The sequence below is a fragment of the Algibacter pectinivorans genome, assembly GCF_900112595.1.
GTDB classification, from domain to species: domain Bacteria; phylum Bacteroidota; class Bacteroidia; order Flavobacteriales; family Flavobacteriaceae; genus Algibacter_B; species Algibacter_B pectinivorans.
This window is the reverse complement of the sequence record NZ_FOMI01000002.1, coordinates 375,625-400,838: the sequence shown is the minus strand read 5'-3', so window position 1 is coordinate 400,838 and position 25,214 is coordinate 375,625. Positions and strand designations below refer to the sequence as shown.

The 25,214-nt window shown below is 33.1% G+C and carries 20 protein-coding genes; 5 read left to right on the top strand and 15 right to left on the bottom strand.

Going from position 1 to position 25,214, the window contains the following annotated elements:
* Positions 1-76: 76 nt before the first annotated feature.
* The 8 genes from BMY96_RS04445 to BMY96_RS04410 form a co-directional block, all read right to left on the bottom strand.
* The gene (locus BMY96_RS04445; RefSeq protein WP_092849577.1) at positions 77-1,513 is read right to left on the bottom strand and encodes a DNA primase family protein; all 1,437 of its coding nucleotides are present in this window, start codon (positions 1,511-1,513) and stop codon (positions 77-79) included.
* A gap of 4 nt (positions 1,514-1,517) precedes the next feature.
* Complete coding sequence (locus BMY96_RS04440; RefSeq protein ID WP_092849575.1) at positions 1,518-1,850, bottom strand: helix-turn-helix domain-containing protein; 333 nt, start codon at positions 1,848-1,850, stop codon at positions 1,518-1,520.
* A 112-nt stretch (positions 1,851-1,962) separates the two neighbouring features.
* Positions 1,963-2,784: a hypothetical protein gene (locus BMY96_RS04435; protein ID WP_092849573.1), complete on the bottom strand. Its 822-nt coding sequence runs from the start codon at positions 2,782-2,784 to the stop codon at positions 1,963-1,965.
* Between the two features lie 65 nt (positions 2,785-2,849).
* Positions 2,850-4,127: a tyrosine-type recombinase/integrase gene (locus BMY96_RS04430; protein ID WP_092849570.1), complete on the bottom strand. Its 1,278-nt coding sequence runs from the start codon at positions 4,125-4,127 to the stop codon at positions 2,850-2,852.
* Between the two features lie 224 nt (positions 4,128-4,351).
* Positions 4,352-5,194, bottom strand: coding sequence for an alpha/beta hydrolase family protein (locus BMY96_RS04425; RefSeq protein WP_092849568.1), 843 nt, complete (start codon positions 5,192-5,194; stop codon positions 4,352-4,354).
* 2 nt (positions 5,195-5,196) lie between these two features.
* Complete coding sequence (locus BMY96_RS04420; RefSeq protein WP_092849566.1) at positions 5,197-7,953, bottom strand: PD-(D/E)XK nuclease family protein; 2,757 nt, start codon at positions 7,951-7,953, stop codon at positions 5,197-5,199.
* Positions 7,954-8,031: 78 nt separating this feature from the next.
* Positions 8,032-9,423: an OmpA family protein gene (locus BMY96_RS04415; RefSeq protein WP_092849564.1), complete on the bottom strand. Its 1,392-nt coding sequence runs from the start codon at positions 9,421-9,423 to the stop codon at positions 8,032-8,034.
* 461 nt (positions 9,424-9,884) lie between these two features.
* On the bottom strand, positions 9,885-13,022 hold the full coding sequence (locus BMY96_RS04410) for a UvrD-helicase domain-containing protein (protein WP_092849562.1): 3,138 nt from the start codon (positions 13,020-13,022) through the stop codon (positions 9,885-9,887).
* A 125-nt stretch (positions 13,023-13,147) separates the two neighbouring features.
* On the opposite strand from BMY96_RS04410, the gene BMY96_RS04405 reads away from it, so the two are divergent.
* The 4 genes from BMY96_RS04405 to BMY96_RS04390 all read left to right on the top strand — a co-directional run bounded on the left by BMY96_RS04405 (position 13,148) and on the right by BMY96_RS04390 (position 16,348).
* A complete protein-coding gene (locus tag BMY96_RS04405) occupies positions 13,148-13,756 on the top strand; it encodes a superoxide dismutase (RefSeq protein ID WP_092849560.1) in 609 nt (202 codons plus the stop codon).
* Positions 13,757-14,056: 300 nt separating this feature from the next.
* A complete protein-coding gene (locus BMY96_RS04400) occupies positions 14,057-15,169 on the top strand; it encodes an NAD(P)/FAD-dependent oxidoreductase (RefSeq protein WP_092849558.1) in 1,113 nt (370 codons plus the stop codon).
* Positions 15,169-15,894 (top strand): monofunctional biosynthetic peptidoglycan transglycosylase, encoded by a 726-nt coding sequence (mtgA, locus tag BMY96_RS04395; protein WP_245750539.1) that lies wholly within the window; start codon positions 15,169-15,171, stop codon positions 15,892-15,894. The genes BMY96_RS04400 and mtgA overlap by 1 nt, the downstream gene beginning before the upstream one ends.
* Complete coding sequence (locus BMY96_RS04390; RefSeq protein ID WP_092849556.1) at positions 15,887-16,348, top strand: 3-oxoacyl-ACP synthase; 462 nt, start codon at positions 15,887-15,889, stop codon at positions 16,346-16,348. Before mtgA ends, BMY96_RS04390 begins: the two co-directional genes overlap by 8 nt.
* 7 nt (positions 16,349-16,355) lie before the next feature.
* Here the strand turns inward: BMY96_RS04390 and BMY96_RS04385 are convergent, their stop codons facing one another.
* The 7 genes from BMY96_RS04385 to BMY96_RS04355 form a co-directional block, all read right to left on the bottom strand.
* The gene (locus BMY96_RS04385; protein WP_092849554.1) at positions 16,356-17,720 is read right to left on the bottom strand and encodes a hypothetical protein; all 1,365 of its coding nucleotides are present in this window, start codon (positions 17,718-17,720) and stop codon (positions 16,356-16,358) included.
* Between the two features lie 18 nt (positions 17,721-17,738).
* Complete coding sequence (locus BMY96_RS04380) at positions 17,739-18,662, bottom strand: ABC transporter ATP-binding protein (RefSeq protein ID WP_092849552.1); 924 nt, start codon at positions 18,660-18,662, stop codon at positions 17,739-17,741.
* 59 nt (positions 18,663-18,721) lie between these two features.
* Positions 18,722-20,770: a prolyl oligopeptidase family serine peptidase gene (locus BMY96_RS04375; RefSeq protein WP_245750538.1), complete on the bottom strand. Its 2,049-nt coding sequence runs from the start codon at positions 20,768-20,770 to the stop codon at positions 18,722-18,724.
* Between the two features lie 133 nt (positions 20,771-20,903).
* Complete coding sequence (locus tag BMY96_RS04370; RefSeq protein WP_092849548.1) at positions 20,904-21,893, bottom strand: aspartate-semialdehyde dehydrogenase; 990 nt, start codon at positions 21,891-21,893, stop codon at positions 20,904-20,906.
* 138 nt (positions 21,894-22,031) lie between these two features.
* A complete protein-coding gene (mscL, locus tag BMY96_RS04365) occupies positions 22,032-22,439 on the bottom strand; it encodes a large conductance mechanosensitive channel protein MscL (protein ID WP_092849546.1) in 408 nt (135 codons plus the stop codon).
* 77 nt (positions 22,440-22,516) lie between these two features.
* Positions 22,517-23,623: an alanine racemase gene (gene alr / locus BMY96_RS04360; protein WP_092849544.1), complete on the bottom strand. Its 1,107-nt coding sequence runs from the start codon at positions 23,621-23,623 to the stop codon at positions 22,517-22,519.
* Positions 23,616-24,263, bottom strand: a complete 648-nt coding sequence (locus tag BMY96_RS04355) for a thymidine kinase (protein ID WP_092849542.1) — start codon at positions 24,261-24,263, stop codon at positions 23,616-23,618. The genes alr and BMY96_RS04355 overlap by 8 nt, the downstream gene beginning before the upstream one ends.
* 108 nt (positions 24,264-24,371) lie before the next feature.
* On the opposite strand from BMY96_RS04355, the gene BMY96_RS04350 reads away from it, so the two are divergent.
* Positions 24,372-25,133, top strand: a complete 762-nt coding sequence (locus tag BMY96_RS04350; RefSeq protein ID WP_092849540.1) for a DUF8457 domain-containing protein — start codon at positions 24,372-24,374, stop codon at positions 25,131-25,133.
* Positions 25,134-25,214 lie beyond the last annotated feature (81 nt).

The window sequence follows — 25,214 nt, the reverse complement described above, 5'->3', positions numbered from 1 at the left end:
TTATGCGTTCAGATTTAAGCATATAAAACCTAGGGGGCGTTAACCCATATATTGAATTTCATAATATTAATAGGTGTTATATTGCCGCGCTAACCACGTAACCAGCGGCCGCACGTTTAACATATAATTTATGATGATTTAAACGCTTTTTAAAATTGGTTTTATTAACCGACTTAAACCCATCCTCGAAACAATAATTTCGGTACTGGTCGTACATAGTTTTAACAAGTGTAGTCCTGTTTAAACTAGACTTATAACCATATTCATCAATAAACGATTTAACGCTATCCGATTCATTTTCATAAGCCTCTTTCATTGATTCAATAGCCTTGCTATACGTAAAACCTTTTTGTTTTAAAACTCTCTGTAACCCATCTAGAACCCAATTAAAAACGCCGCTTAATTCGTTGTTAATGATTTTATTAGCTAAGTCTTTATCTTGGTCTTTTTCTGCTATGGTTTTATCAAAGTGAAGTATTAAGAAACGCCTAAAAAATGCGTTAGTATGCTCCACGTCCTTTGGTAGTGTATTGCAATTAAACATTAGTTTAGCGTATTGAGTTAATGTAAAAGGCTCTCCGTATGGTAAACGAGCTTCAAGAGGTTCTCCGCTAATCATTTGCTTAAACACGTCTGTTTCCATTTTCCCGTTTAACTCACTAGCATAATTTAAACGCTTATCTCCAATTTTTGCACGATAATAACCGTTATCATTTGTTAAGGATTGTAAAGAGTAATTACTAATATTTTGCCGACCTAACAACGCGCTAACTATCTCAAAAACAACGCTTTTTCCATTAGCACCTGATCCATACAGAATTAAAACTTTCTCTAATTTTAAAACACTAGGATTTATAAAAATGTAACCTAAATATTCGGCTAAAACTTTTTGTTTTGTTATATCCGTTAAAACCTCATCTAGGAACTTTTTAAATAGTGGTGCTTTTGCTTCGCGATCGTATGCAATCGGTAATTGATACGTTAAAAAATCTTTAGAATTAAAATCTCTTAATATTTGCTTTTGAGGTGTAATTTCAAAAGTTCCATTTAAGAAATTTATAAGCGTTGTTCCCTCTTCGATTTTAGGTGGCTCTAAATATGCAGCACTTACAAACTGGTTATATAATTGCTCTTTAAAAGCGTAATATTTAGCTGTGTTTAATTCAATACCGGACTTTATAGCTGCACGTCCTAAGAAGTTTTGAAATTTAGCTTTATCTATTTGCTCCCAATAATGGACGTTATACAAATAAATAACACCGTTTTTAATACAGATATTACAATTATTTAAAGCTACCGTTTTTAAAAACTCATCAATTACAGTAACTATATAATCACTCTTATTTAATTTTGCACCTTTAACCTTGTTATCCTTGTACTTAATTTTAAAAAAATTGAGTTTTGGAAATGTTTTAATAACCTCTGTAACTATCTCATCTTGAGATTTTTTCGTATATTTAGCTTGTAAATCCTCTGAAAGATTTTTAAGGCTATGTTTGTTTTTTACATTCATAGTCTTATTTGTTTGTGTTAGATAAAAACTCATCATTTTCAGCTTTCAACTCTTTTAAGGTTTTCTGCTTTCCTGTTTTTATCCAGTCTACAATTTCAGATTTAAAGAAATAAAGTCTATTGCCTTTTTTATTGTGTGGTATTTCATTACGTTGCACATAACCGTAAAGAGTAGGCTTTGTTAAGCCTGTGATTTCTGAAACTTCATTAAGATTAATAGGTGTTTCAATTTCGGGCTGAGGTTTTGCTTTTTTAGATAGTAAGGCCAAAATTTCGCTTTGCCCTCGTTGTAGTTCAGCGACTACGTTTGGTAATTGATCGAAAGATAATGTGTTCATTTTGCACTTGTTTTTTTGTTACAAATGCTAAATTATTTGTTTGTTACGTTGTTTTATACACTTCCGTAAAGTGCGTATTCAAATACGTAAATCGGTATAATTTAAGTGTGTTTTAATAACCCTCTGCAAAATTATTCATCACTTTTTCAGTTGTGAAACTGTTAAAATACCCTCCTAAAAGATTAGCATATTCCTTTTTTTTGCCAAACGGTTTATTTGCAACGTCAACAAAGTATTTATAAAAAATAGTTCTCACTTTTCCAATGTGAAGATTTGAAAATGAAAATTTTTCTTTTGTTAAATCTAAATCTTGAAACGCTAATAAAAGATAGTTTTCAAGCTGTTCAATAGTTAGATATTTTTTGTCTACTAAATTTATTTTAAAGTAATTGAATACTTTTAAAGGTTCTACTTTATCAAAGTTATTAATAAATGTAAATTCAGGTTTAGGTGTAATTCCTTTATCTTGTGTCGCTCCAGGTTCCACCAAAGAAGTATGCGTTAGATTTTTTAACTCATTCAAAACATCAAATAATAAATTATCAAAAAATATCTGATAGATGCTTAATAAATTATAATATTCTTTTTTTGATAAAGTTTTATCACTTACAAAAGAGTGAGTTTTAAAATGTGCATCTTTAGTTATTATAGCAAAATAATTTATAAATATGTTTTTATCCTCAATTGGCAGCTTATCAAATACTTCATAGATTAAATAAATTTTAGATGTTAAAGAAATAAACCCATTCCAATTTTCAGAAATATTAAATTTTTGTAGGCTAGAAAAATGATTTTCAATTTCTGAAATGCTTAAATTATTCGGGTTCCATCTTTTATTTTTTATAGGATAATAAGCAGCAAAGTCTTCAGGTGAAATATTCCTAATATCTGAAATCAATAAAATAAACTCATCTATATTTTTATGTAAATCCATAATGTAAAATTCTATTGTGTGCAAAAAATGCAAAAAATGATGCTTTTTAAAAACCTTTTTTTTAGTTAAAAATCGAGTAAACTGTTTGCGAAATCTTTTTTTGCCTCATCTTCAAAACCTGCAAAATAATTTTTTGTAACACTTAGATCACTGTGATTTAATGCCTCGCTTATAAACTCCATACTAGCACCTTTACGGACTGAATTAGTGGCAAATGAATGTCTAGCCCAATAAGTAGAAATATCGTTCGGTAAATCGTTTGCTTTTGCTATTCTTTTAATATGGTCGTTAATTAATCGAGTGAAGTTTTTAATTTTCTTGTACTGTGTTTCAGGTGTATCTTCTTTAGATATGATGTTAAACACAAAACCAGTTTTTAACTCACTACCATACTTTGAAATAATGCTTTTTGTAAAGTCTGTTAAGTAGATTTTAATTTCTGTTTTTTCGGCTGTTTTATCAAAGGTTTTAGCTCTGTAATAAGTGAAATAATCTTCTTTAATATCTGAATATTTTAAAAGCGCAATATCTTTTAAATTCATTCCGTTGCTAGCATAACTAAAAAACCAAAAATCTTTGGCTTGTTGTTCGTTATCATTTGTAACCTCAGTATCAAACAGCGTTTTTAACTGAGCAGAATTTAACGCCTTTTTTACTTTCTTACTTCGTGGTATCTTGTATTTATTATCTTTTGTTAATCCAAAAGGGTAATATTCTCTGTTTAAGTCATTTGCTCTAATAGCGTTGTTAAAAACAGCCTTTAAAGTCCTTGTGTAAATTCCAACGGTTGTAAAGCTTTTGCCTTTAGAGATCATAAAATTTTGATATTCTTTTAACCAGTCAGCCGTAATAGTTGTAAAAGTTAGTTTATCAATTTTACTTGCATCCTCTTTTGTATTGTCTTTGTCAATAAATTGCGTTAATGATTTTAACGTGTATTTGTAGCTTTCGGCCGTTCCGATTTTATCATTTTTTAAATTCTTCTGAATAACTAAATCAAAATGATACTTAACATTCTTTTGGTCGGTAGATTTACGAAAATATTTAGTTTCAAATTTAGCGAAATCAAAAACACTCATTTCCTTAGCAACTTTATTTGCTCTTGTTTCAAATTCTTGAAGTTTTAAACGCATCTCCTTATTTGCACCTCTTAAACTTTTGTTTTCAGCGTTTACCCAAATTTTTTTAAACTCATCATTTGTCAAATGAACACCTAAACTGTATCGCTTATCTTTTTTAAATGCTTTACTAAACACCCTTAATTTAACAGGGCATTTTTCGTCTTTATATTCATCACTGGTCTTTCCTCTACGATCTAATACTATTGATATTCTGTAAATCATTGCCTTTTATTTAAAACAAATATAACCATTTGCCCACGATTTGCCCACAAATAATATTAATAAACAAATAACAGATATTAACAAAAAGCACTATATTTACACCAAACAACTATTTTTAAGCTTGTTAAACAACAAACATATATATAACATATAAGCAAATTCATGACTGGCAGTCAAGAGGTCGTCGGTTCGAATCCGATCTTCTCCACCATAAAGCGTTAGTTTTAATTATTTAAAAACTGAATACTTATTATTAACGCTTCTTTTAACGCCTTTGGCAAAGTATCTTTTGGCCAAGGATGTGAACCTCCAAAAACATGATTAGCGCCTTCAATTACTTTTAAAAGGTTGTTAGAATTCCATTTTTTAAGATGATAAGCCTCGTCAATTAAAACACTTGTATCGGCATCGCCATGAATAATTAAATACGGTATTTTTAAATTGGAAACCGCCCGTTTAATTGTTAATCGCTCTTCGTTGGCTACAAAATTTTCATAAAACTGATAGAAGTGAGGCATTTGTTGTTTGGTACGACCGTTTAATACGTATTTAACACCATCTCTTTTCCACTCTTCTAAATTCCCAATGGTAGCTGTCCTTTTTCCGAAATCGCAAACACCAGCAAGACTTATTACCTTATTAATTCGATTGTCTTCTTCGGCCTTTATAGTTACAATACCTCCAGCTCTACTGTGTCCTACCAAATTAATATTGTTGGTATTAATTTCTGCTTGACATTTGGTATGCTTACTAATCCAATCGATAACCGATTCTAGATCATCTAACTCTTTGGTGTAGTTATTATTCCCAAAGGCTTCTAAATCGGGAAAATCTATAGGTTGCTCTACCGTTCCACCGTTATACGAAAAGTTAAATTTTATAAAAAAGAAACCTGCCTTTGCAAACGCTTTTGCCATTAAGTCCCAACAGCCCCAATCTTTAAAACCTTTATAGCCATGGCAAAATATAACCACAGGTTTTTGCGCATGGTCTTGGTTATAAAAAACATCGGTAAGGATAGGTTTATTGTGCTTTCCAGGAATAATACTATTCTTTGTTATAATCATTTTTATACTTCTTTTTCGGTAAAATCTATCTCAGGATTACAAATTTCAATTATTAGGTTTTTAAGTTCCGCTTCAAAACAAGCTAAAGTATCAATGGTAATTAAAGCATCTTTACTTCTACTAGAAACACTTTCTTTTTTAGCAAATTTTAAAAATCCTTTATTCAAATTTTTAAATGATATAATTCCAGCTTCAATAGGTAAATTAATTGCTCCAGATTGATTCATCATATAAGCATAAGTAAGCACTTGAAAACTCTTACTGTATTTTTTATAATCTGTTGTAAGATCTTCCCAATAAGCAATTTCCACTTGATTTTGCTCTACTTTACCCGTTTTATAATCAATAATTCTAATAATACCGTTGCACTCGTCTACCCTATCAACCTTACCTTTTAATCTAACAGGATAATTAAGCTCTGGGATTTTAATTTCAATATCGTTATCGGCCTCAATAGCTATAATCTTTATTTGATCTCCAGCCTTTAATGCTTTTATTTCAAGATCTAAAAAGTTATTTACATAGCGCTTAGCAATCTCATAGATAATAAGGTTTTTACCTTTTGTTATATCGCCTTCCTTATATTCATTTTTAAAATGATAAGTGACTCTTTTTTCTATACCGAGTTTTAATTTTTTAACCGCTTCAATAGTCAAAAATTTACCAACAAAAGGTTTATAAAAATCCTCCAGGGTATTATGAACAACCGTTCCCAATGTATTTGCAGCAACCGTTTCTTCAACATCGTTATGCTCTCTAATTTTTAACACTTTCTGATAATAAAAATCGATAGGGTTTCTAATATAATTGGTTAACGATGAAGGTGAAAATCCGCTTTTAGCGACTTCTATTAATTTCTGTTGTAAATCACTATTCTTTTTTACCACGTTTAATTCCTTTTCAATTTGCGGAACTTGAGGTGTTATTATTTTACTATTAATTTTATGTATACCCTCTAACTCTAGTTGCGTAATAAACCTACTTTTTTCTCCTCCAGTTAGCACATCGGCCTCGGTGTTATAAGTAATATAAATATTTTTAGCGCGTTGTAAAAGCTTATAAAAGTGATAGGTGTACACAGCGTCCTTTTCTTTAAATGTGGGTAACTTATTTTCTAGTTTAACATCAAAAGGAATAAAGGAGTTATTGCTTTTTCCTGCGGGTAAAATACCTTCGTTTACTGAGGCTATAATTACGGTTTCAAAATCTAAAACACGAGATTCTAGCATGCCCATAATTTGTAAACCTTGTAATGGTTCGCCTTGAAAATCTAGCGTTTCGGTACTTAACAGCTCTTTATAAACACTAAATAATGTAGCAATATCTTTAATATGCTGATGCTCCTCATTTAATCGCTTAAGCTCGGTAAATAATTCGTTAAAACGGAAAACATATTCCAATTGTAATAAATTAGATGCTTTCTCCTTATCCAGATTAGCCTTTATAGCAAGTATTAATTTAAATATATTTTCTAGCGCAAATGAAATAGCGTTATCCCAATTAGAAAATAGTAAATCTATGGTAGTATCGCACGATTTAGCAATTTTATATAAACGTTCCTTGTTTAAGTATACTAGGTTATTTTTATCGATAGTTTGAATTATTAAAGCTGCATTGTCTACACCATCAATAAAAAATAATGGCCTTATAAATTGATGAGATATTATTTTAACAACATCTTTAAAATAAAATAAACTTGAATTGGTTTTATGCGATTGAAAAAGAACTTCAAAAAGGGAGGTTAAGGGAATTGACTTTAATGGAAATCCCATAGTAACATTTAAAGCATCAATGCTTAATGGCAATGAATTAAGCACAGGTATTAACAAGTTTTCATCGCCTAGTACAACAGCCGTATTTTTTAACGAACCGTTGGTTTTTTGTAAGGATTCTAAAATACTGCCAATATGTTTCGCTTGCCCTATATTTTTAGGAACACCAAATACAGAAATATTTTTTTCCTTAGAGTAATTTTCGGCAATCCAATTAAACGGATTTTGCTTAAAAAAGGGCCAATTATTTTTGTGTTGCCTTGTAAATAGGCCGGCATCATGTTTTTTATTATCCATAAAAACACGATCTACATCCCAATAAATGCTTGCTAGCTTATTTTTTAATAACTCTTGAATTATGGTTTCCTCGGATGTGTTTAACGCATTAAAGCCCAAAAAAACGTGCTTCCTTTTAGCGTTGTTCTTAATATAGCTTTCTAGATTATTAACCGCCTTTCGATATATTAAACCTTGATAGCCTATTTTTTTGTTTAGTAAGTGCTTTGAAAACGCATTGTAATAACCATAAAGTTTTTTCCAAAAGGCTAAATAATTTCTAATAAAATCGGTTTGAGGTTCCTCTAACGACCAATGATTTAAATCTTGGATACTACTTAAATAATTGAATATTTTTTCTTGAGGAATAAGATAGCGGTCTATTTCGTTAAAATCTTGAAGTAAAATTTGTCCCCAATTTGAAAAAGACTCAAAAGAATCTGCTTGTTCTTTTTTTGTTAATTGGATGTAAATGGAATAAAACTCGAAAAGAAGCTCTGTATTAGAGGTTGATTTTATCTGTGCTAAATCTTCAACAAACTCTTCTATACTTAATATCTCGGGCGCAAAAATGGTTTGCTCTACAACCTCAGCAAGCTGATGCTTTAAAAAGAGTCCTGCTCTTTTACTGGGTAAAACAAAAGTCAATTCAGAAATATTCTGATTATCGTTTTGTAAATCTTTTAAAACATCGTGAATGAAAGTTGTCATTGTATAAAAATAAAAAACGCTTCGGATATCCGAAGCGTTTTTTGTAAACTTATTTGTTTAAAATTTAACTAGCTATTCTTATTTAGCTAAATTAATTTCTACACGTCTGTTGTTTGCTCTACCAGCTCTAGTTTTGTTAGAATCGATTGGTCTAGACTCTCCATATCCAAGTGCAGATAATCTGAAAGCATCAATACCGTTCTCTACTAAATATTCTTTTACAGAATTAGCTCTAGAATCAGATAATCTCTGGTTTAAAGTATCGCTACCAACGCTATCAGTATGACCTTCAACTGTAAATTTAGCAGTTGGGTATTCTTTAAGGATAGCAATAATATCAGATAATACAGCAGCAGATTGTGCTTTAATTGTTGATTTACCTGTATCAAATAAGATTGTTTTAGCGTAAGCGTTAAGTGTTGCTTGAACAGCTTGAGTTACTTCTGGACAACCGTTGTTTGCAACAGTACCTTTAACTTCTGGACACTTATCATCTTTATCTAGTACACCGTCACCGTCTTTATCAGCCCAAGGACATCCTTTGTTTGCAGAAGGACCAGCTTCGTTAGGACATTTATCATCAGCATCAGTTACACCGTCACCATCAGCATCAGGACAACCGTTTAATGCTTTTAAACCAGCAACTGTAGGACAGTTATCTTTGTTATCAGCAATACCATCACCGTCAGTATCAGGACATCCGTTAAGCTCAGCTAAACCAGCTTCGTTAGGACAATCATCTTTACTGTCTTCGATTCCATCACCATCAGTATCAGGACACCCGTTGAAAGCTTCTAAACCAGCAACCTCTGGACAAGCATCATCCTTGTCGTATATGCCATCTCCGTCAGTATCAGTTCCACCAAATTTGATAGAGATACCAGCAGAATGTTGGAAGTGTGTATCTAAGTAATCTTCAAAAGCATGTTTGTAAGATGTTTGAACAGTTAAACCTATGTTTTCGTTAAACCATACGTTTAAACCTAAAGTTCCATTTAAAGTACCAGCTCCAATTTCATCAACCCAAGTGTAACCACCACCTAGACCAACAAAAGGATCTAAAGTCGTACCTTCAATAAAATTGTATTTAATTGTACCATCTACACCATAGTAAGAAAAATCTGAAACCTCATTGGTTACATCAGGATTTACACTAATATCACCATATTTTTCAATTTTATTTAAAGAACCAGTAATTCCAAAAGAAAAACCATCACTTAAATATTTTGATACAGAGATCGTTGATAAAGAAGGTAAAACGTTCCAGTGATCTGTTGCATTTGCAAATTCTTCTCCAAAAGACTCACTAGCGAAACCGCCTTTAGAAAGTGCTCCTTCTCCAGTAGGATAGAAATCAACTGCGTTTACCCCTATAGAAATTTGCCATGGGTTGTTTTGGTCTTGCGCATTAACGTTGCTATAACCAAGTACAAGCAACATAGCGAACAATAATCTGCTAAGATTTTTCATATTCAAAAGTTTAATTTTAAGTGTTAAATTTACTGCAAAAGTAAGTTGTTAAATGTTATTAACAAAGACAAATATATAAAAAAATAGGATAAACAAGTAGTTCGTCGATAGTTCATAATGAATTTAGATAACTTTAGGTACTTCATCTACACTAACTAACACCTACAACATCTTATGTAAGTCTTGTTTTACGAGGGCTACCATGAGTTACAGTACATTTCAAGCTGCACTAAATTTACCCTAAAAAAAAGATTCCTACAACAAAGCCCACCTAAATAAAACGCATATAAACAATAAATTAAAGCCCTTAAACGACATAAACCAGCTAATTCGTGATCTAAAATATCAAAACATTTTAATTTTGTGCACAAGCATAGCATTTTGCTTAGTCCTTATATATTAATAAAATTTTTAAACAACAGGTTTTCTTTAAAAACCGGATTGTTTTGTAAGTTACACAACTACAACTCCTTAACTAATATAGTATCATTTACATATACAAGAACTTTCTTTTTAACTCGAATACCCATTTCTTCTAGCACATCTTGATAGGATTGTAACTGCTGCGCATATTTTATATCTTCAGAACCCGTTTTATAATCTATAATTACTGCTTCATTTTCAGAATTTACAATAACCCTGTCTGGTCTTATAATAATGCCATCTTTAGTAATAATATCGCGCTCATTATATATGGTATTACTTTTTGTATAATATGTTTTTAGTTTTGGGTGATTAATTATCTGTAAAACAGTATCCTTAAGTAGCTTAATTTGTTCTTTTTGTATTGCAGAATCCTTTACAAAGTCTTGCAGAACTGCATTTACATCATCTACAGTTTCAATTTTCGCCATAAGGTTATGGATCAAATTTCCTTTCTCGATGGCTTCCTGCTGGTTAGTATCCCATAATAAACCAGACTTTGTAACGACATTTATATTATGGTCTTCTTTAGCTGTTGATATAAAAGACTCTTGGGTAAATGTTTCTTTTTTACGTTCAACAGGTTCCAATGTCTTTTCAGGCTTGCCAAAGCTGTATTCAAGTTCCGAATCTTGCCACAAGCCCAAATGTTGCAAATAACTAATTAATAATCCGGAATACTTTTTATTGCTAACCTCGCCTTTGGCCGAAATATCTTTAGAAGATATAATATGTAACTGCTCTACAGGTCGCGTTAAAGCCACATACAGCACATTTATACTATCCAACTCTTGTTCGGATTGATGCTTATTAAAAATTCGTAGACCTTCTTCTCCAAAATGCTCGAAATCTTTATTATAATTTAAAAGTGTGCTAGAAAAACCATTATACTTTTCCTTATCTAAACTAAACCATTCTTTGGGTTCTAACTCTCGGTACATATCCAAATCGGCATAAGGGAAAATAACCACAGGAAACTCTAAACCTTTGGATTTATGAATAGTCATAATCTGCACCGCATCTTGACCTTCGGGAGATATAATACTTAAATTATCCTTTTTCTTTTCAAAATAATCTAAAAACCCCGAAACATCAGAGCCTTTTTTCATTGAAAAATCTAAAACAACGTCCAAATAAAACTGAATATAAGCGTTGGATGTTTTAACCAAACCAAAAGCTCTTACAATCGTTTCGGCTACATCGTAAAGCGGACGTTGTAATAACATGTTAGCATCTATAAACACATTATAAGTCTCCAGGCTTTTAAACAACTCATCGGTTGGCATACCAATATGTGCAGTGAAAAAATCGTGCTTTTCTTCAATATTAAAAAGTGCGGTTAAATGGTTTAAAATTTGAATTTTAATATCGTTGTTTTCTGGCTGCACTAAAAGCGCTAAAACGTTATTTATAAAAACAACTTCGGGGGAATTATTAATCAATAACGTTTCAGAAGAAATTATAGATATTTTGTGCTGACTCAAATAATCGGCAATCATAACACCTTCTTTTTTCTTTCTTACTAAAATGCAAATATCTTCCAATTTAAACCCATTCTCTAAACATGAATTTATGGTTTTTAAAACCGCTTCAGGAAACAGTTCATCTCTTTGATCATCTGCTTCTAGGTCTAAAAAAGACAATTTAACAAACCCTTCATTTTCACTGGTTATATGCTGTGAAGAATTTTGGTAAAGCTCTTGATGATCTACCTCATTAAAAAAGCTGCTTGCCAAAAATTTAAAAAACCCATTATTAAAATTTACTACAGCTTTAAAGCTTCTGTAATTAGCTTCTAAATGTTTAACAACTTGGTTTATTTGAAAAGGCTTGTCCTTTAAATTAAACAAGTCCATAAATTGCTCCGCCTTACCACCACGCCATCGGTAAATGGCCTGTTTAGCATCACCAACTAACATGGTACTACCGTTTATACCAGAAAGCGAGTTATCTAACAAGGGTTTTAAATTTTCCCATTGCATAACCGAGGTATCCTGAAACTCATCAATAAAATAATACTTAAACTTTTCGCCTAAGCGTTCGTAAATAAACGGTGTAGGTTGTCCCGCAATCTCTTTGCTAATAATAGCATTAAACTCCGAGATTAGCATTTTATTCTGCTCCTCCTTTAAAGCCGTTAACTCAGTATTTATGGCATTTAAAACCGAAAGCGGCGTTATATTTCTATAAAAAGCTCTTAAAAACTTAACATGAAAAACATTTATTTTATTCGTTTTATATCTCAATTCTATTTCAGGTAATAAAGCATCAATGGCATTTGATATTTCAGGTTTTGCAGTTTTTGCATAAATTTTCTGTCTTTCAATAATATTTTCCTCTAGATTATTATTGTAAATACCCGAAAACTCTAAATTCGAGGCTTTTAAAAAGTGGTTTGGTAACGTGCTTCTCGAGAAATCTTTAAACTCTAGGCCAGATTGCGCTATTAAGTCGAGCACCGTTTTGGCATTTTCAACAATATCTTTTTCTACCGTAGCAATTTCCTTTCGTAATTGCACTTTAAGTACCTTAAATTCGGCTAAGGTTTTATCTTTTAGCGTATCAATAAAAGGCAAATCGTTTTCCTTTACTAAAAGTTTAGCAATTTTATTAAAATCGAAAGCCACATCGTAACTCTTATCATCATCAGCTTTTTCAATAGCAAAATCAACCAAAATTTTGGTAAGCTCATCATCATTTCCTGCCTTAGCTATTAAACTATCTACAGCTTCGGTTAATAAAGAATCTTGGTCTAACTCAACTTCAAAATTTAAAGGCAATCTTAAATCATGGGCAAATGTTCGTATTACTTTATGGGTAAAACCATCAATGGTCGAAATATCAAAAGCGGCATAATTATGTAAAATTGTATTTAATAACTGATCCGATTTTTCTCGAAGCACACCAGGTTCCATTTGCAATTCCTCACAAAGATCCTTAAACATTGGAGTTGGCTCATTTAAAACAGCAGGATTAGAAAACGCTTTAAGCATCTCCACAATACGCCCTTTCATTTCGGCAACCGCTTTATTGGTAAACGTAATAGCCAGTATACGTTTAAAAGGCTCTGGGTGGTTAGACTTAAAAAGTATTTTTAAGTACTCTTTAACCAAGGTATAGGTTTTCCCGCTACCGGCAGAAGCATTATAAATACTAAAAGGATGTGTTTCCTGCATAAAGAATGATTTGTTACAATATAAAAACTATCAATGAGTTGATAACAATTAATTATTTTTTATTAACCTGTTTTATCCGTAAATTTGAATTAAAATAAATATAAATACTAAAAACAAAAAAAATTATGGCTTTCGAATTACCGAAATTAGGATATGCTTATGATGCTTTAGAGCCTCATATTGATGCTAGAACCATGGAAATACACCACACTAAGCACCACCAAGGATACACAAACAACTTAAATAATGCCATTGCAGGAACAGATTTAGAAGGAAAATCAATTAACGATATTCTAGAAAATTTAGATTTAGATAACGGCGCAGTTAGAAATAACGGTGGTGGATTTTACAACCACTCTTTATTCTGGGATGTTTTAAATCCAGAAGATAGAGGACGATTATCTGGCGAATTAAAAAACGCTATCGATGCTACTTTTGGTTCTAAAGACGAGTTTATAGCGGCCTTCTCTAAAGCTGCCGGAACACGTTTTGGTTCTGGATGGGCATGGTTATGTGTACACAAAGGTGGTAAATTAGAAATTTGCTCTACACCAAACCAAGACAATCCATTAATGCCAGGAATTGGTTGTGGAGGAACTCCAATTTTAGGGTTAGATGTTTGGGAGCACGCATACTACCTAAACTACCAAAACCGTCGTCCAGATTACATTAGCGCATTTTTTAATGTAGTTAACTGGAACGAAGTAGAAAAACGTTACGCAGAAGCTAAATAAACCCATTTAGCATTTTAAAATAAAAAAGCAAATCTAGAAATAGGTTTGCTTTTTTTGTTACCTACTTACAAACATGCAGGCTTCTAGATCCCTCACCTAAACATAAGAATAACCGTTAGGCTTTTCTGCGACCCGTTCTGAATAAAGACCACCTAATTTAAAACATTACACACAAAAACGACAAAATAATTAGTTGGTATTCAGAACCTTTTAAATTAAAGTAGATTTTAGATAAGTACTTAAACTTTACAAAAACATAAGACAGTAACCAACTTCAATTAAAAATAATAACTTAGCTTCATGAACCTTTCATATTGGGAAATAAAATCATGGCTCTCAAATATCGATTACTGCATAGTTGGTAGTGGTATTGTAGGTCTTAACTGTGCCTTACAATTAAAAGCTAAGTTTCCAAAAGCCAAAATTCTAATCCTCGAAAAAGGAACCTTACCACAAGGTGCTAGTACCAAAAATGCAGGATTTGCCTGTTTTGGAAGTCTAAGTGAAATACTCGACGATTTAAAAACACATACCAAGCCAGAAGTCCTTCAACTCATTCAAAAACGTGTAAAGGGCTTAAACGTATTAAGGCAAACCCTAGGCGATCAAAAAATTAATTTTAAGCAATTAGGCGGTTACGAGTTGTTTTTAAACTCTAATCAAACCCTATTTCAAGATTGTATATCCAAAAGAGAAGCCATTAATACATGGCTAAAACCGCTTTTTAAAAGCGATGTTTTCAGTATAAAACACAATAGTTTCAATTTCAAAAACATAAATAACCAATATGTTTTTAATAAGTTTGAAGGGCAAATAGATACCGGAAAAATGATGGAGGCCTTATTGGAAAAAGTGTATTCTAAAGGCATAAAAATTTTAAATAATGTGCAAGTGGAGCAGTTTTTAGAATTTGCCAATTCGGTAAAAATAAAAACCAATCAGTTTGAGTTTTCATCATCAAAACTGCTTATTGCTACCAACGGGTTTGCATCACAGTTAATCAAAGAACATGTAAAGCCAGCAAGAGCACAAGTGCTAATAACCAAACCCATAAATAATTTAAGACTAAAAGGCACGTTTCATTTAGATAAAGGTTATTATTATTTCAGGAATATAGATAATAGAGTTCTACTTGGTGGTGGCCGAAATTTAGATTTTAAAACCGAAGAAACCACCGTGTTTAAACAAACAGCCTTAATACAAAACCACTTAGAAACTCTACTAAAAACCACCATTTTACCAGAAACAGCTTTTGAAATTGAACACAGATGGAGCGGCATTATGGGTGTTGGAAGCCAAAAACGAGCCGTTGTAAAACGACTAAGCACTAATGTGTTTTGTGGTGTAAGACTTGGCGGTATGGGTGTTGCAATTGGTAGTTTAATAGGTAAAGAATTAGCGGAGTTGGTATAATGGCGTTAAAAGATAAAAAGCATCGCGAGAATTTGCTAAAACGATTTTTTCGATTTGTTTTAAAAACGATCTTCTGGTTGGTAGTACTTTCTATAGCTATAGTGTTCTTGTATAAAAAGGTGCCTGTTCCGGCTACGCCATTAATGGTAATTAGAAGTATCGAGCAATATCAAAACGGTGAAGATGTAGTTTGGAAACACCAATGGGTGGCCATGGAAAATATTTCAAAAAACGCCCAATTGGCTGTGGTTTGTAGCGAAGACCAATTGTTCTTAAATCACAATGGTTTCGATTTAAAAGCCATAGAAAAAGCATACAAAAACAATAAAAAAGGAAACGCTGTTAAAGGCGGAAGTACCATAAGCCAACAAACGGCAAAAAATGTGTTTTTATGGCCACAGCGTAGTTGGTTGCGCAAAGGCTTGGAAACCTATTTTACGTTTTTAATAGAAAAAATTTGGACTAAAAAGCGCATTCTAGAGGTATATTTGAATAGTATAGAAATGGGAAATGGTGTTTACGGTATAGAAGCCGCTTCGCAATATTGGTTTAAAAAACCAGCATCTCAATTAGCTAAACAAGAAGCCGCCGCAATTGCTGCTATTTTACCAAATCCGCGTAAATACATTGCACATCCAGCAACTACTTATATAAGCTCTAGAAAACACTGGATTGTAAAACAAATGGTTTATTTTGGAACCTTAGATTTTAAAACAAATGAGTAGTCCTTTAAATATAAAGCAAAACCTATATAACGCCTGTTTTCAGTTTATAGAAAACAGACTGTTAACGGTGCAAAAAACCATAACCGAAATTCAAGAATCCTTAACTAGCGAAACTAAAAGTAGCGCAGGCGATAAGCATGAAACCGGTCGTGCTATGCTTCAGCTAGAGCGCGAAAAAGCAGGAAATCAACTGGCCGAAATAGTAAAGGTTAAAGAAGCGCTGTCTAAAATTAGTACCGAAAAAAACTCTAAAACAATTGGTTTAGGAAGCGTGGTATATACCACAAAAGCTAATTATTATTTGGCTATTAGCGCAGGAGAATTAACAGTTAACAAGGACAAATTTTACGCTATTTCTCCTAATACGCCTATTGGGCAGTTATTAATGGGGAAAGAGGTTAACGAGTCTATTGCTTTTCGAAGCATAGGGTTTGTTGTTAAAGAGGTGTTGTAAAGCTGGTTTATCGCTCTAGTCTTTCTGGTCCAGAAAAAGTATTTAGTTGGGCTTCTACAAGGTTTCTTTTAATAATTGTGTTTCTTACTATTTTGTAAATGGTTATTAAAAAAGCCATAACTAGTACTGCACAAATGCCAACAAAAACGAGAATGTTTTTAAGGTCTTTTTTTACTTTATCTTGTTCTTCAAAACTTAAAATGGTTTTAGTTTTTGGGTTATAAAAACCACTAACTACAAATGTTTTTTCTAAACTAGCTTTAATAGAATACGTGCTTTCCTCGGGTGCATTAAAACAATTGTCGTATAGTTTAAAAAGGGGTGTTTTGGGTTTTAAAACGTTTAAAATAGAATCTAGTCTTTTGGCTTTATATAAGCGGTTATTAAAATCTCTTAACTGTATTTTATAAGCTTCATCCAAAGATTTTTCCCAAAGGCTAGAATCTATATTTTTTTTAAACCCGAATTTATCCATATTATTTTTTAGCTGGTTTTTGAAGCTTTCTCTCTCGGGCTTTTTAAGGTGTTTGGGGTTAAAATAATAACGATAATATGCTCCAGAAGATGGATTGTTATAAATGTGGTCGCGTTCTGCTTGAGTAAGCACATAGTTTTCGCCATTAAAATCGTAAGGGCGTTTAAACTGGTAAACCCAAGCGTTATGTAGTTGTATATACCTTGATCCTTGAAGTGTGGTTAACTCTTGGGCATTATTTAAAATAAGAATGTCTTCCTTTGTTTGTGTAAGTTGCCAAATGTCTTTAAGGTATTTTATATCTCTATTTGCAAAAAGTGCTATAGTTACAGGAATAATTAATATAACGCTTACTATGTTTAAAAACGAAAGTGGTTTGGCTTTTTTAAGACCATTTTTAATTTCATAATCCAAAGACAAGGTGTCGTTAATAGTAACGATATAATTTGCAGCGCCTTCATTAATAGCCACAACCCCATCTCTAACAATATACTCATAGCTAAAGGATTCGTTTTTTATTGATTTTAAGTATTTCCGCCAATGCCATGGTATTTTTACTTTGGCTCCGTTTATGGTGTCGTAATATCTTCCATATTTCCCGTGTTGCTCATAAATACGTTCGTAATAACCAGTTGCTTTATATATTGTAGGGTCTATTACATGTTCTCTATAGCCTTTTACAAACCAATTAATACCATATAAGAGCATTATTAAAACGCCAAACATGATGTTAATAACCACATGATTTTCGTCTTCTTCGCTATAAATTACTATCGCAACAATAGTTATTATTACAGCAAGTATAACGAACATGCCTAATAATAGCTTTTTGGTTCTGTTTATTTGGCTAGAAACAAAAGCTAATTCGTTATGGTTTAAAGTTCTTTTAGCAAACATGTATAGGGCTCTATTTGGCTAGATATGGTAGTCTTCGATTACCTTTAGGAATAATATACTGCCTTCGCTAACTTGCTTGCTATATTCAAAAAACAGGGCTTTACCGTGTAAGTCGGCTTCAATTAAATAATAATGCCCTTTAAAATAGGAATGTTTAACAACCACTTTTAAATTTGAATGCTCAACTACTTTTAATTGGTGTGCATAAACTATGTTGTTGTTAATGACATTAAACTCGCCAAAAAAGGACGCAATTAAAGGTGTTTTAGGGTTTTTATAAAGTGTTTCGGGGTAATCGTTAACTGCAATTTTATGATTGTTTAAAACAATCATACGGTCTGCAAAACCTAAAACATCTTCTTTATCATGCGTGGCAACAACGCAGGTAATATTGTTTTGTTTTAAGTATTTAAAAACACTTCTACGAAGACTTTGTTTTTTAAAATTATCGATGTGGCTAAAAGGCTCGTCTAGCAAAATAATTTCGGGTTGTTTGGCTAAAGCGCGTGCTAAAGCAACACGTTGTTTTTGGCCGCCGCTAAGTGTTTTTACTTTTGTTTTAGCAAACTTAGTAAGCTCGACAACTTCTAGTAATTCGTCAGTACGTTTTTGTTTTTCTTCTGGATAAAAACGCGACAGGAATTTACCTATGTTTTCTTCAACCGTTATAAATGGCATTAAATCAAATTCTTGTGCGACATATTTCATGAAATCGTAACCAACAACAAGGTTGTATTTTGGACCTAAAATTTCTTCATCATGCCAAAAAATATGCCCTTCATCTAAATCGTACTCTCCATATAAAACCTTTAATAAGGTGCTTTTTCCAGAGCCACTTTCTCCTATAATAGCCACATGTTCGCCTTGTTTTGCCTTAAAAGAAATAGCTTTTAAAATAGGGCTTTTGTCATAAGAAAAGGTTAGGTTTTTTACGTGTAGCATAGGTTAACAAAAATAACATAAAAAATGCTTTGGCTAAATTTAGCAGGTATTATTAGTGTTTAATTTTTAGGCGTATACCCCATATTGTATAAGGTAAATCCAAAAATATCTGCATATTGGGCTATGGTTTTACTAACAGGTGTTCCGGCACCATGGCCAGCATTGGTTTCAATTCTAATTAAAGTAGGGTTGTTGCCGGTTTGTTTAGCCTGTAATTCGGCTGCAAATTTAAAACTGTGGGCTGGCACCACTCTATCGTCATGATCGCCTGTTGTTATTAGTGTGGCAGGATATGCAACACCTGTTTTTATATTGTGTAAGGGCGAGTATGCTTTTAAATAATCGAACATGGCTTTGCTGTCTTCGGCAGTGCCATAATCGTACGCCCAACCTGCTCCCGCTGTAAAGGTATGGTAGCGCAACATATCTAAAACACCAACTGCTGGTAAAACAACTTTAGCTAAATCTGGGCGCTGTGTCATAACAGCAGCAACTAATAACCCACCATTTGATCCACCACGCAATGCTAAATATTTAGAGGTGGTATAATTGTTGGCTATTAAGTATTCCGCGGCAGCGATAAAGTCCTCAAATACATTTTGTTTTTGCAATTTCGTACCGGCATCGTGCCATGTTTTACCGTATTCGCCACCGCCACGAATATTAGGTACAGCTAATACGCCGCCTTGTTCTAGCCAAACCGCATTAGTTATGCTAAAAGCAGGAGTAAGGCTTATGTTAAAACCGCCGTAACCGTATAAAATAGTGGGGTTTTTGCCATTTAAGTTAATCCCTTTTTTGTGGGTAATTATCATAGGGATTTTAGTGCCATCTTTGGATGTATAAAAGACCTGATGACTTTCAAAATGGTTACTATTAAAATCTATTGAAGGTTGCCAATACAGTGTGTAATTGCCAGTTTTTAAATCGAGTTTATAGATACTACTAGGCGTGCAGTAGTTGGAGAAAGAGAAGTAGCACGACAGTTCGTCTTTTTTGCTGCCAAACCCACTTGATGTGCCTAAACCTGGTAGTTCAATATCTCTAATAAATTCGCCGTTGTAAGTGTATTGTTTTACTTTAGAAATGGCGTTTACCATGTAATGCGCAAAAAAATATTCTCCACTTTTGGCAATGGTTAAAACCTGTTTGGTTTCTGGAATGACATCTTCCCAATGTTTAGGGTTTGGAGTATTAAAATCTACTCGAACTACCTTTTTATTAGGAGCGTTTAGGTTGGTTAATAGAAATAGCGTGTCTCCCGCATTGTCAATAAGGTAAGTGTCTGTTTCTGTATTGTTAATTATTGTTTTTAAAGCACTATCTGAGTTAGAAAGATCTTTTATAAAAACCTTGTTTCCGGATGTGGATACGCGTGGGGTTAAGACTAAAAACCGATTATCCTCGGTTACTTTTGCATAAATATAGCGGTGTTTTTCTTCTGGTTTATCGCCATAAATTATAACATCATTTTCTTGGGGTGTTTTTAATTTATGATAATATACTTTATGCTGGTCTGTTTTAGCCGAAAGCTCGCTGCCTTCGGGTTTGTCGTAGCTAGAATAATAAAAGCCTTCATCTTTATACCACGAAATTTGAGAAAATTTTACATTAGTAAGAGCCTCTTCAATTATGGTTTTGCTTACCGCATCCATAACAAAAACTTTTCTCCAGTCGCTTCCACCTTCTGAGATGGTGTAGGCTAGAAACTTACCACTTTTAGAAAAACTTATGGCGCCTAATGAAATAGTACCATCTTTAGAAAACGTATTAGGATCTAGAAAAACTTCAGCTTGACTATTTTCATTTTGCTTTCGGTATATAACGTCTTGGTTTTGTAAACCATCGTTTTTTGAAAAGTAGATAAAGTCGCCTTCTTTAAAAGGGGCGCTAATTTTTTCGTAATTCCATAAGGTTTCTAAGCGGTTTTTTAACTGCGCTCTATGCGGAATTTTATCTAAATACGCATTGGTAACCTCGTTTTGTGTTTCAACCCATGTTTTGGTTTCCAGGCTTCTATCGTCTTCTAACCATCGGTATGGATCTTTAACTTCAGCCCCAAAATAGCTATCGGTAACATCAACTGTTTTAGTAAAAGGATATTTCACGTGGTATTTTAAAATTTTAAAAAATAATGATTACATAGGGAGAAGTATGCTTTTTACTACAAAGCTATAATAAAAAAGCCTCTTTACGTTAATTAAAGAGGCTAAAATTGGTTTGTTTAATTGATAAAGTATATTATACTAGTTTGTTTTCAATTAAATATTCTGCAATTTGAATCGTGTTTGTTGCAGCACCTTTACGAAGGTTATCGGCAACAATCCACATATTTAATGAGTTGGGTTGCGTTTCGTCTCTTCGTATTCTACCCACAAAAACTTCATCTTTATCGTGCGCAAAAATAGGCATTGGGTAGGTGTTAGTTGCTGTATTATCTTGCACTACAACACCTGGAGTGTCACTTAATAGTTGTCTTACTTCAGCTAAATCGAAATCATTTTCAAACTCAACATTAACAGATTCCGAGTGCCCACCTGCGGTAGGAATTCTAACTGCAGTTGCCGAAATAGAAAACGATCTATCGTTCATAATTTTTTGAGGTTCTCTAGCTAATTTCATTTCCTCTTTAGTGTATCCGTTGTCTTGAAAAACATCGCAATGTGGTAATGCATTTCTTCCAATTGGGTAAGGATATGCCATTTCGCCTTCAATACCAGCAATTTCATTTTCTAATTGACGCACAGCTTTAACACCTGTACCAGAAACCGATTGGTATGTAGATACCACAACGCGTTTCATTTTATATTTTTTATGAAGCGGGTTTAACGCCATAACTAATTGAATTGTAGAACAATTAGGGTTGGCAATAATTTTGTCTTCTTTAGTTAATTCGTTAGCGTTAATTTCTGGAACTACTAATTTTTTAGTTGGGTCCATTCTCCAAGCCGAAGAATTATCAACTACTGTTGTTCCTACTTCTGCAAATTTAGGAGCCCACTCTAATGAGGTATCTCCACCTGCAGAAAATAGAGCGATATCTGGTTTCATAGAAACGGCTGTTTCTAATCCAACTACCGTATAATCTTTTCCTTTATAGGTTAATGTTTTTCCAACCGAACGTTCTGAAGCAACAGGAATTAACTCTGTTACAGGGAAATTACGTTCTGCAAGAACTTTTAACATTACTTCGCCAACCATTCCAGTGGCACCTACTACAGCTACTCTCATCGTTTTATAGATTTAAAAAATTTTGTGTGGACAAAACTAACTATTTATTCTATTTTAGAATATAAAAAAAGCCCTCATTTTATTAAAACGAGGGCTTTTTAACAAGAAATAACAGCCTGTTATTTAATTAACATTTTGTTATTTTTTAAGTAAATCTCTTATTTCTGCTAATAACTCTTCTTGAGAAGGTCCAGCTGGTTCAGCAGGTGCCTCTTCAACAGGTTTTTTAGTTTTGTTATAAGCTTTAACAATCATGAACATAACGAAACCAACAATAATTAAGTTTACAATGGTGTTAATCCAAGATCCCCACATAATAGCGTTTTCTGGAGTTGTAACCGCTCCTTCAGCGTTTACTACAGCCTCAGAAAGTACTATTTTTAACTCTGCAAAGTCCATTCCACCAGAGAAATGACCAACAATTGGCATAACAATATTATCAACAAATCCTTTTACAACGCCTCCAATAGCTCCCGCCATTATTACAGCAACTGCAAATTCCACAACGTTACCCGTCATGATAAAATCTTTAAACTCTTTTAACATAATTTTAAATTTTTAGTTAGTATTTAATAGGACACAATTTACATAAAAAGTCACAAAATGTTTAATCTTCTATTTGATTAATTTATAATTAGACGTTTTACACGTTGCGAAATGGAGGTTACAAGCTCGTAAGAGATGGTATTGGCACTAGCAGCAAGGTTTTCGGCGGTGGCGTGTTTACCAAAAACAATAACCTCGTCGCCCTCATTACATTCAATATGAGTGATATTAACCATAATCATATCCATACAAACATTACCTATAATAGGTGCTTTTTGTCCATTTATGCTTACAAAACCCTTTTCGTTACCGTAAGGTCTTCCAATACCATCGGCATGACCAATAGGAAGTGTAGCTGTTTTTAAAACACCTTCACTTTTATACGCCCTATTATAGCCGACCGAGTCGCCTTTATTAATGGTATGAATTTGAGAAATAATTGTTTTTAAAGTGGCAATTGGCGTTAAGTGCTGGTTTTCTTTTACAGAATTGCCAAAGCCATATAATCCAATACCGCTTCTAACCATATCAAAATGCGCCTCGGGGTAATTTAGTATGCCCGAAGTATTACACATATGCAGTATAGGTTGGTAACCTATCTTTTTTGTAAACCCTTCAGCAATGGTTTTAAAGGTTTTTATTTGGTTTAAAGAGAATTCTTTTTCGTTTAAATCTTCGCTAGCAGCCAAATGAGAAAATAGCGATGTAACATGTACAGCCTCCGTTTCTTTAACTTTAATAACTATAGAGTTAACTTCGTGTTCTGAAAACCCTAAGCGGTTTAATCCTGTATTAAATTTAATATGAATGGGATACTTAGTTTGTTTTTCCGCGTAAGCGAACCCTATAAATTCGTTTAAAATTTTGGTGTTATATAAACTAGGCTCTAAGTTATAATTTAATAAGGCTTTAAAGTTTACAGATTGCGGATGCAGCACCAAAATAGGCTTGGTAATACCAGCTTTTCGCAGGGTAATACCCTCGTTAATATAGGCTACAGCAAAATAGTCTGCGTTTAAACCTTGTAAATAATTGGCTATTTCGCAGGCATCACTACCATAGGCAAAAGCCTTTACAACGGCTAAAAATTTGGTGTTAGGTTGTAGCTTAGATTTTAGGTGGTTAAAGTTCTGTTTTAGCGCTTTTAAATCTATTTCAAGCACTGTTTCTTGTGCTTTAGGCATCGGAGTTTTTTGGTTTAGTGTTTACTTCTTCAACCTCATTAACCTTCATGTTTTTTACCTTTTCGCGTAACATGGCTTTGTAATATGCTGCTCTGCTTAAAGGCTCGTACTCATTAACCTCGCCAAGTAAAACAAGATTTTCATTTTGATTTTTTCTGTAACTATACTGGGCTAAATTGCCGGTTCTAGTACAAACGGCATGTACTTTGGTAACATACTCGGCAGTGGCCATTAAATTAGGCATTGGGCCAAATGGGTTGCCTTTAAAATCCATGTCTAAGCCAGCTACAATTACACGAATGCCTTTATTTGCTAAGTCGTTGCAAACACGTACAATTTCATCATCGAAAAATTGGGCTTCATCAATACCAACAACATCGCAGCCATCGGCCAAAATAGGAATGTTGGCTGCTGCAGGCACTGGTGTAGAGCGTATTTCGTTAGCATCATGCGAGACCACCATGTCTTCATCATAGCGCACATCAATTGCAGGTTTAAAGATCTCTACTTTTTGCCTTGCAAATTGAGCCCGTTTAAGTCTACGAATAAGTTCTTCGGTTTTTCCAGAAAACATAGAGCCGCAGATTACTTCTATCCATCCAAATTGTTCTTTATGATTTACTGTATTTTCAAGAAACATTTCGTAATTTTAACACTAATTCGTAGTCGATTATCATTTGTATAAAGGTGACGTAAATTTATTAAAAAAACAAAAGGCTAAAGTGCAATAATTTAAAATTTATAAACAATGAAGAAGAAGGTTGAATCTGAACTCGTTAGTATAGCACACAGGATTCTTAAATTAAAAGGTAAAGAAGATGTTTTAAAAATGCATGCTGAGGTTTCTGCGCTTTATGAGAAGCTTTCGGTTATGAAATTTGCACACGAAAATTTTGAAGGCGATTTGCCAACCATTGGCAACGATTCGTCCTTTTTTGGTATGTTAGACACGGCTTTCAACAATAAAGTAAGCGATAATATAGAAGTTGAAGATAAAATTTATGTAAACCTCGATGCTGTTGAAGAAGATGATATTATGGAGCCTGTAATGAATAAAATTAAAGATATGGTTGCTTTTATGCCAGAAGAAACCGAAGAGGCCGAACAAGCTAATGCGGCAGCCGAAGAGGATATTTTTGTACCTAAAACCCCAGAAAAACAACAAAACATAGAAGATATTACTGCAGGGTTTGGAGATATTCCTGTTTTTGAGCCTGTTTCTAATTCTCAAAATGGCGTACCACCTAATGGAAAAAAATCCTTGAATGATAAGCTTAAAGTTGGCGGGTTAAACATTGGGTTAAATGATAAAATTGCATTTATTAAGCACTTATTTGATGGTAAAAGTGAAGATTACGATCGTGTTTTGTCGCAATTAAATACATTTATAACCTATGAAAATGCCAAAAACTTTATTGTACAAATGGTTAAACCAGATTATAATAATTGGGAAGGAAAAGAGGAGTTCGAAGCCCGTTTTATGCACATTATAGAAGCAAAGTTTAATTAATATTTGGGTGTTACCGCGCAAAAAAAGCGCGGTCGTGCTTTTCATTCATAGTTTTGGCTCGATGCGCGCCTCGCCAAAAGC

Coding starts and splice junctions, on each gene's coding strand:
- BMY96_RS04370 (WP_092849548.1), bottom strand. CDS start 21,893: ATGAGAGTAGCTGTAGTAGGTGCCACTGGAATGGTTGGCGAAGTAATG.
- BMY96_RS04420 (WP_092849566.1), bottom strand. CDS start 7,953: ATGACAACTTTCATTCACGATGTTTTAAAAGATTTACAAAACGATAAT.
- BMY96_RS04385 (WP_092849554.1), bottom strand. CDS start 17,720: ATGTTTGCTAAAAGAACTTTAAACCATAACGAATTAGCTTTTGTTTCT.
- BMY96_RS04425 (WP_092849568.1), bottom strand. CDS start 5,194: ATGATTATAACAAAGAATAGTATTATTCCTGGAAAGCACAATAAACCT.
- BMY96_RS04405 (WP_092849560.1), top strand. CDS start 13,148: ATGGCTTTCGAATTACCGAAATTAGGATATGCTTATGATGCTTTAGAG.
- BMY96_RS04415 (WP_092849564.1), bottom strand. CDS start 9,423: ATGAAAAATCTTAGCAGATTATTGTTCGCTATGTTGCTTGTACTTGGT.
- BMY96_RS04435 (WP_092849573.1), bottom strand. CDS start 2,784: ATGGATTTACATAAAAATATAGATGAGTTTATTTTATTGATTTCAGAT.
- mtgA (WP_245750539.1), top strand. CDS start 15,169: ATGGCGTTAAAAGATAAAAAGCATCGCGAGAATTTGCTAAAACGATTT.
- BMY96_RS04380 (WP_092849552.1), bottom strand. CDS start 18,662: ATGCTACACGTAAAAAACCTAACCTTTTCTTATGACAAAAGCCCTATT.
- BMY96_RS04400 (WP_092849558.1), top strand. CDS start 14,057: ATGAACCTTTCATATTGGGAAATAAAATCATGGCTCTCAAATATCGAT.
- BMY96_RS04440 (WP_092849575.1), bottom strand. CDS start 1,850: ATGAACACATTATCTTTCGATCAATTACCAAACGTAGTCGCTGAACTA.
- BMY96_RS04355 (WP_092849542.1), bottom strand. CDS start 24,263: ATGTTTCTTGAAAATACAGTAAATCATAAAGAACAATTTGGATGGATA.
- mscL (WP_092849546.1), bottom strand. CDS start 22,439: ATGTTAAAAGAGTTTAAAGATTTTATCATGACGGGTAACGTTGTGGAA.
- BMY96_RS04350 (WP_092849540.1), top strand. CDS start 24,372: ATGAAGAAGAAGGTTGAATCTGAACTCGTTAGTATAGCACACAGGATT.
- BMY96_RS04390 (WP_092849556.1), top strand. CDS start 15,887: ATGAGTAGTCCTTTAAATATAAAGCAAAACCTATATAACGCCTGTTTT.
- BMY96_RS04410 (WP_092849562.1), bottom strand. CDS start 13,022: ATGCAGGAAACACATCCTTTTAGTATTTATAATGCTTCTGCCGGTAGC.
- BMY96_RS04430 (WP_092849570.1), bottom strand. CDS start 4,127: ATGATTTACAGAATATCAATAGTATTAGATCGTAGAGGAAAGACCAGT.
- alr (WP_092849544.1), bottom strand. CDS start 23,623: ATGCCTAAAGCACAAGAAACAGTGCTTGAAATAGATTTAAAAGCGCTA.
- BMY96_RS04445 (WP_092849577.1), bottom strand. CDS start 1,513: ATGAATGTAAAAAACAAACATAGCCTTAAAAATCTTTCAGAGGATTTA.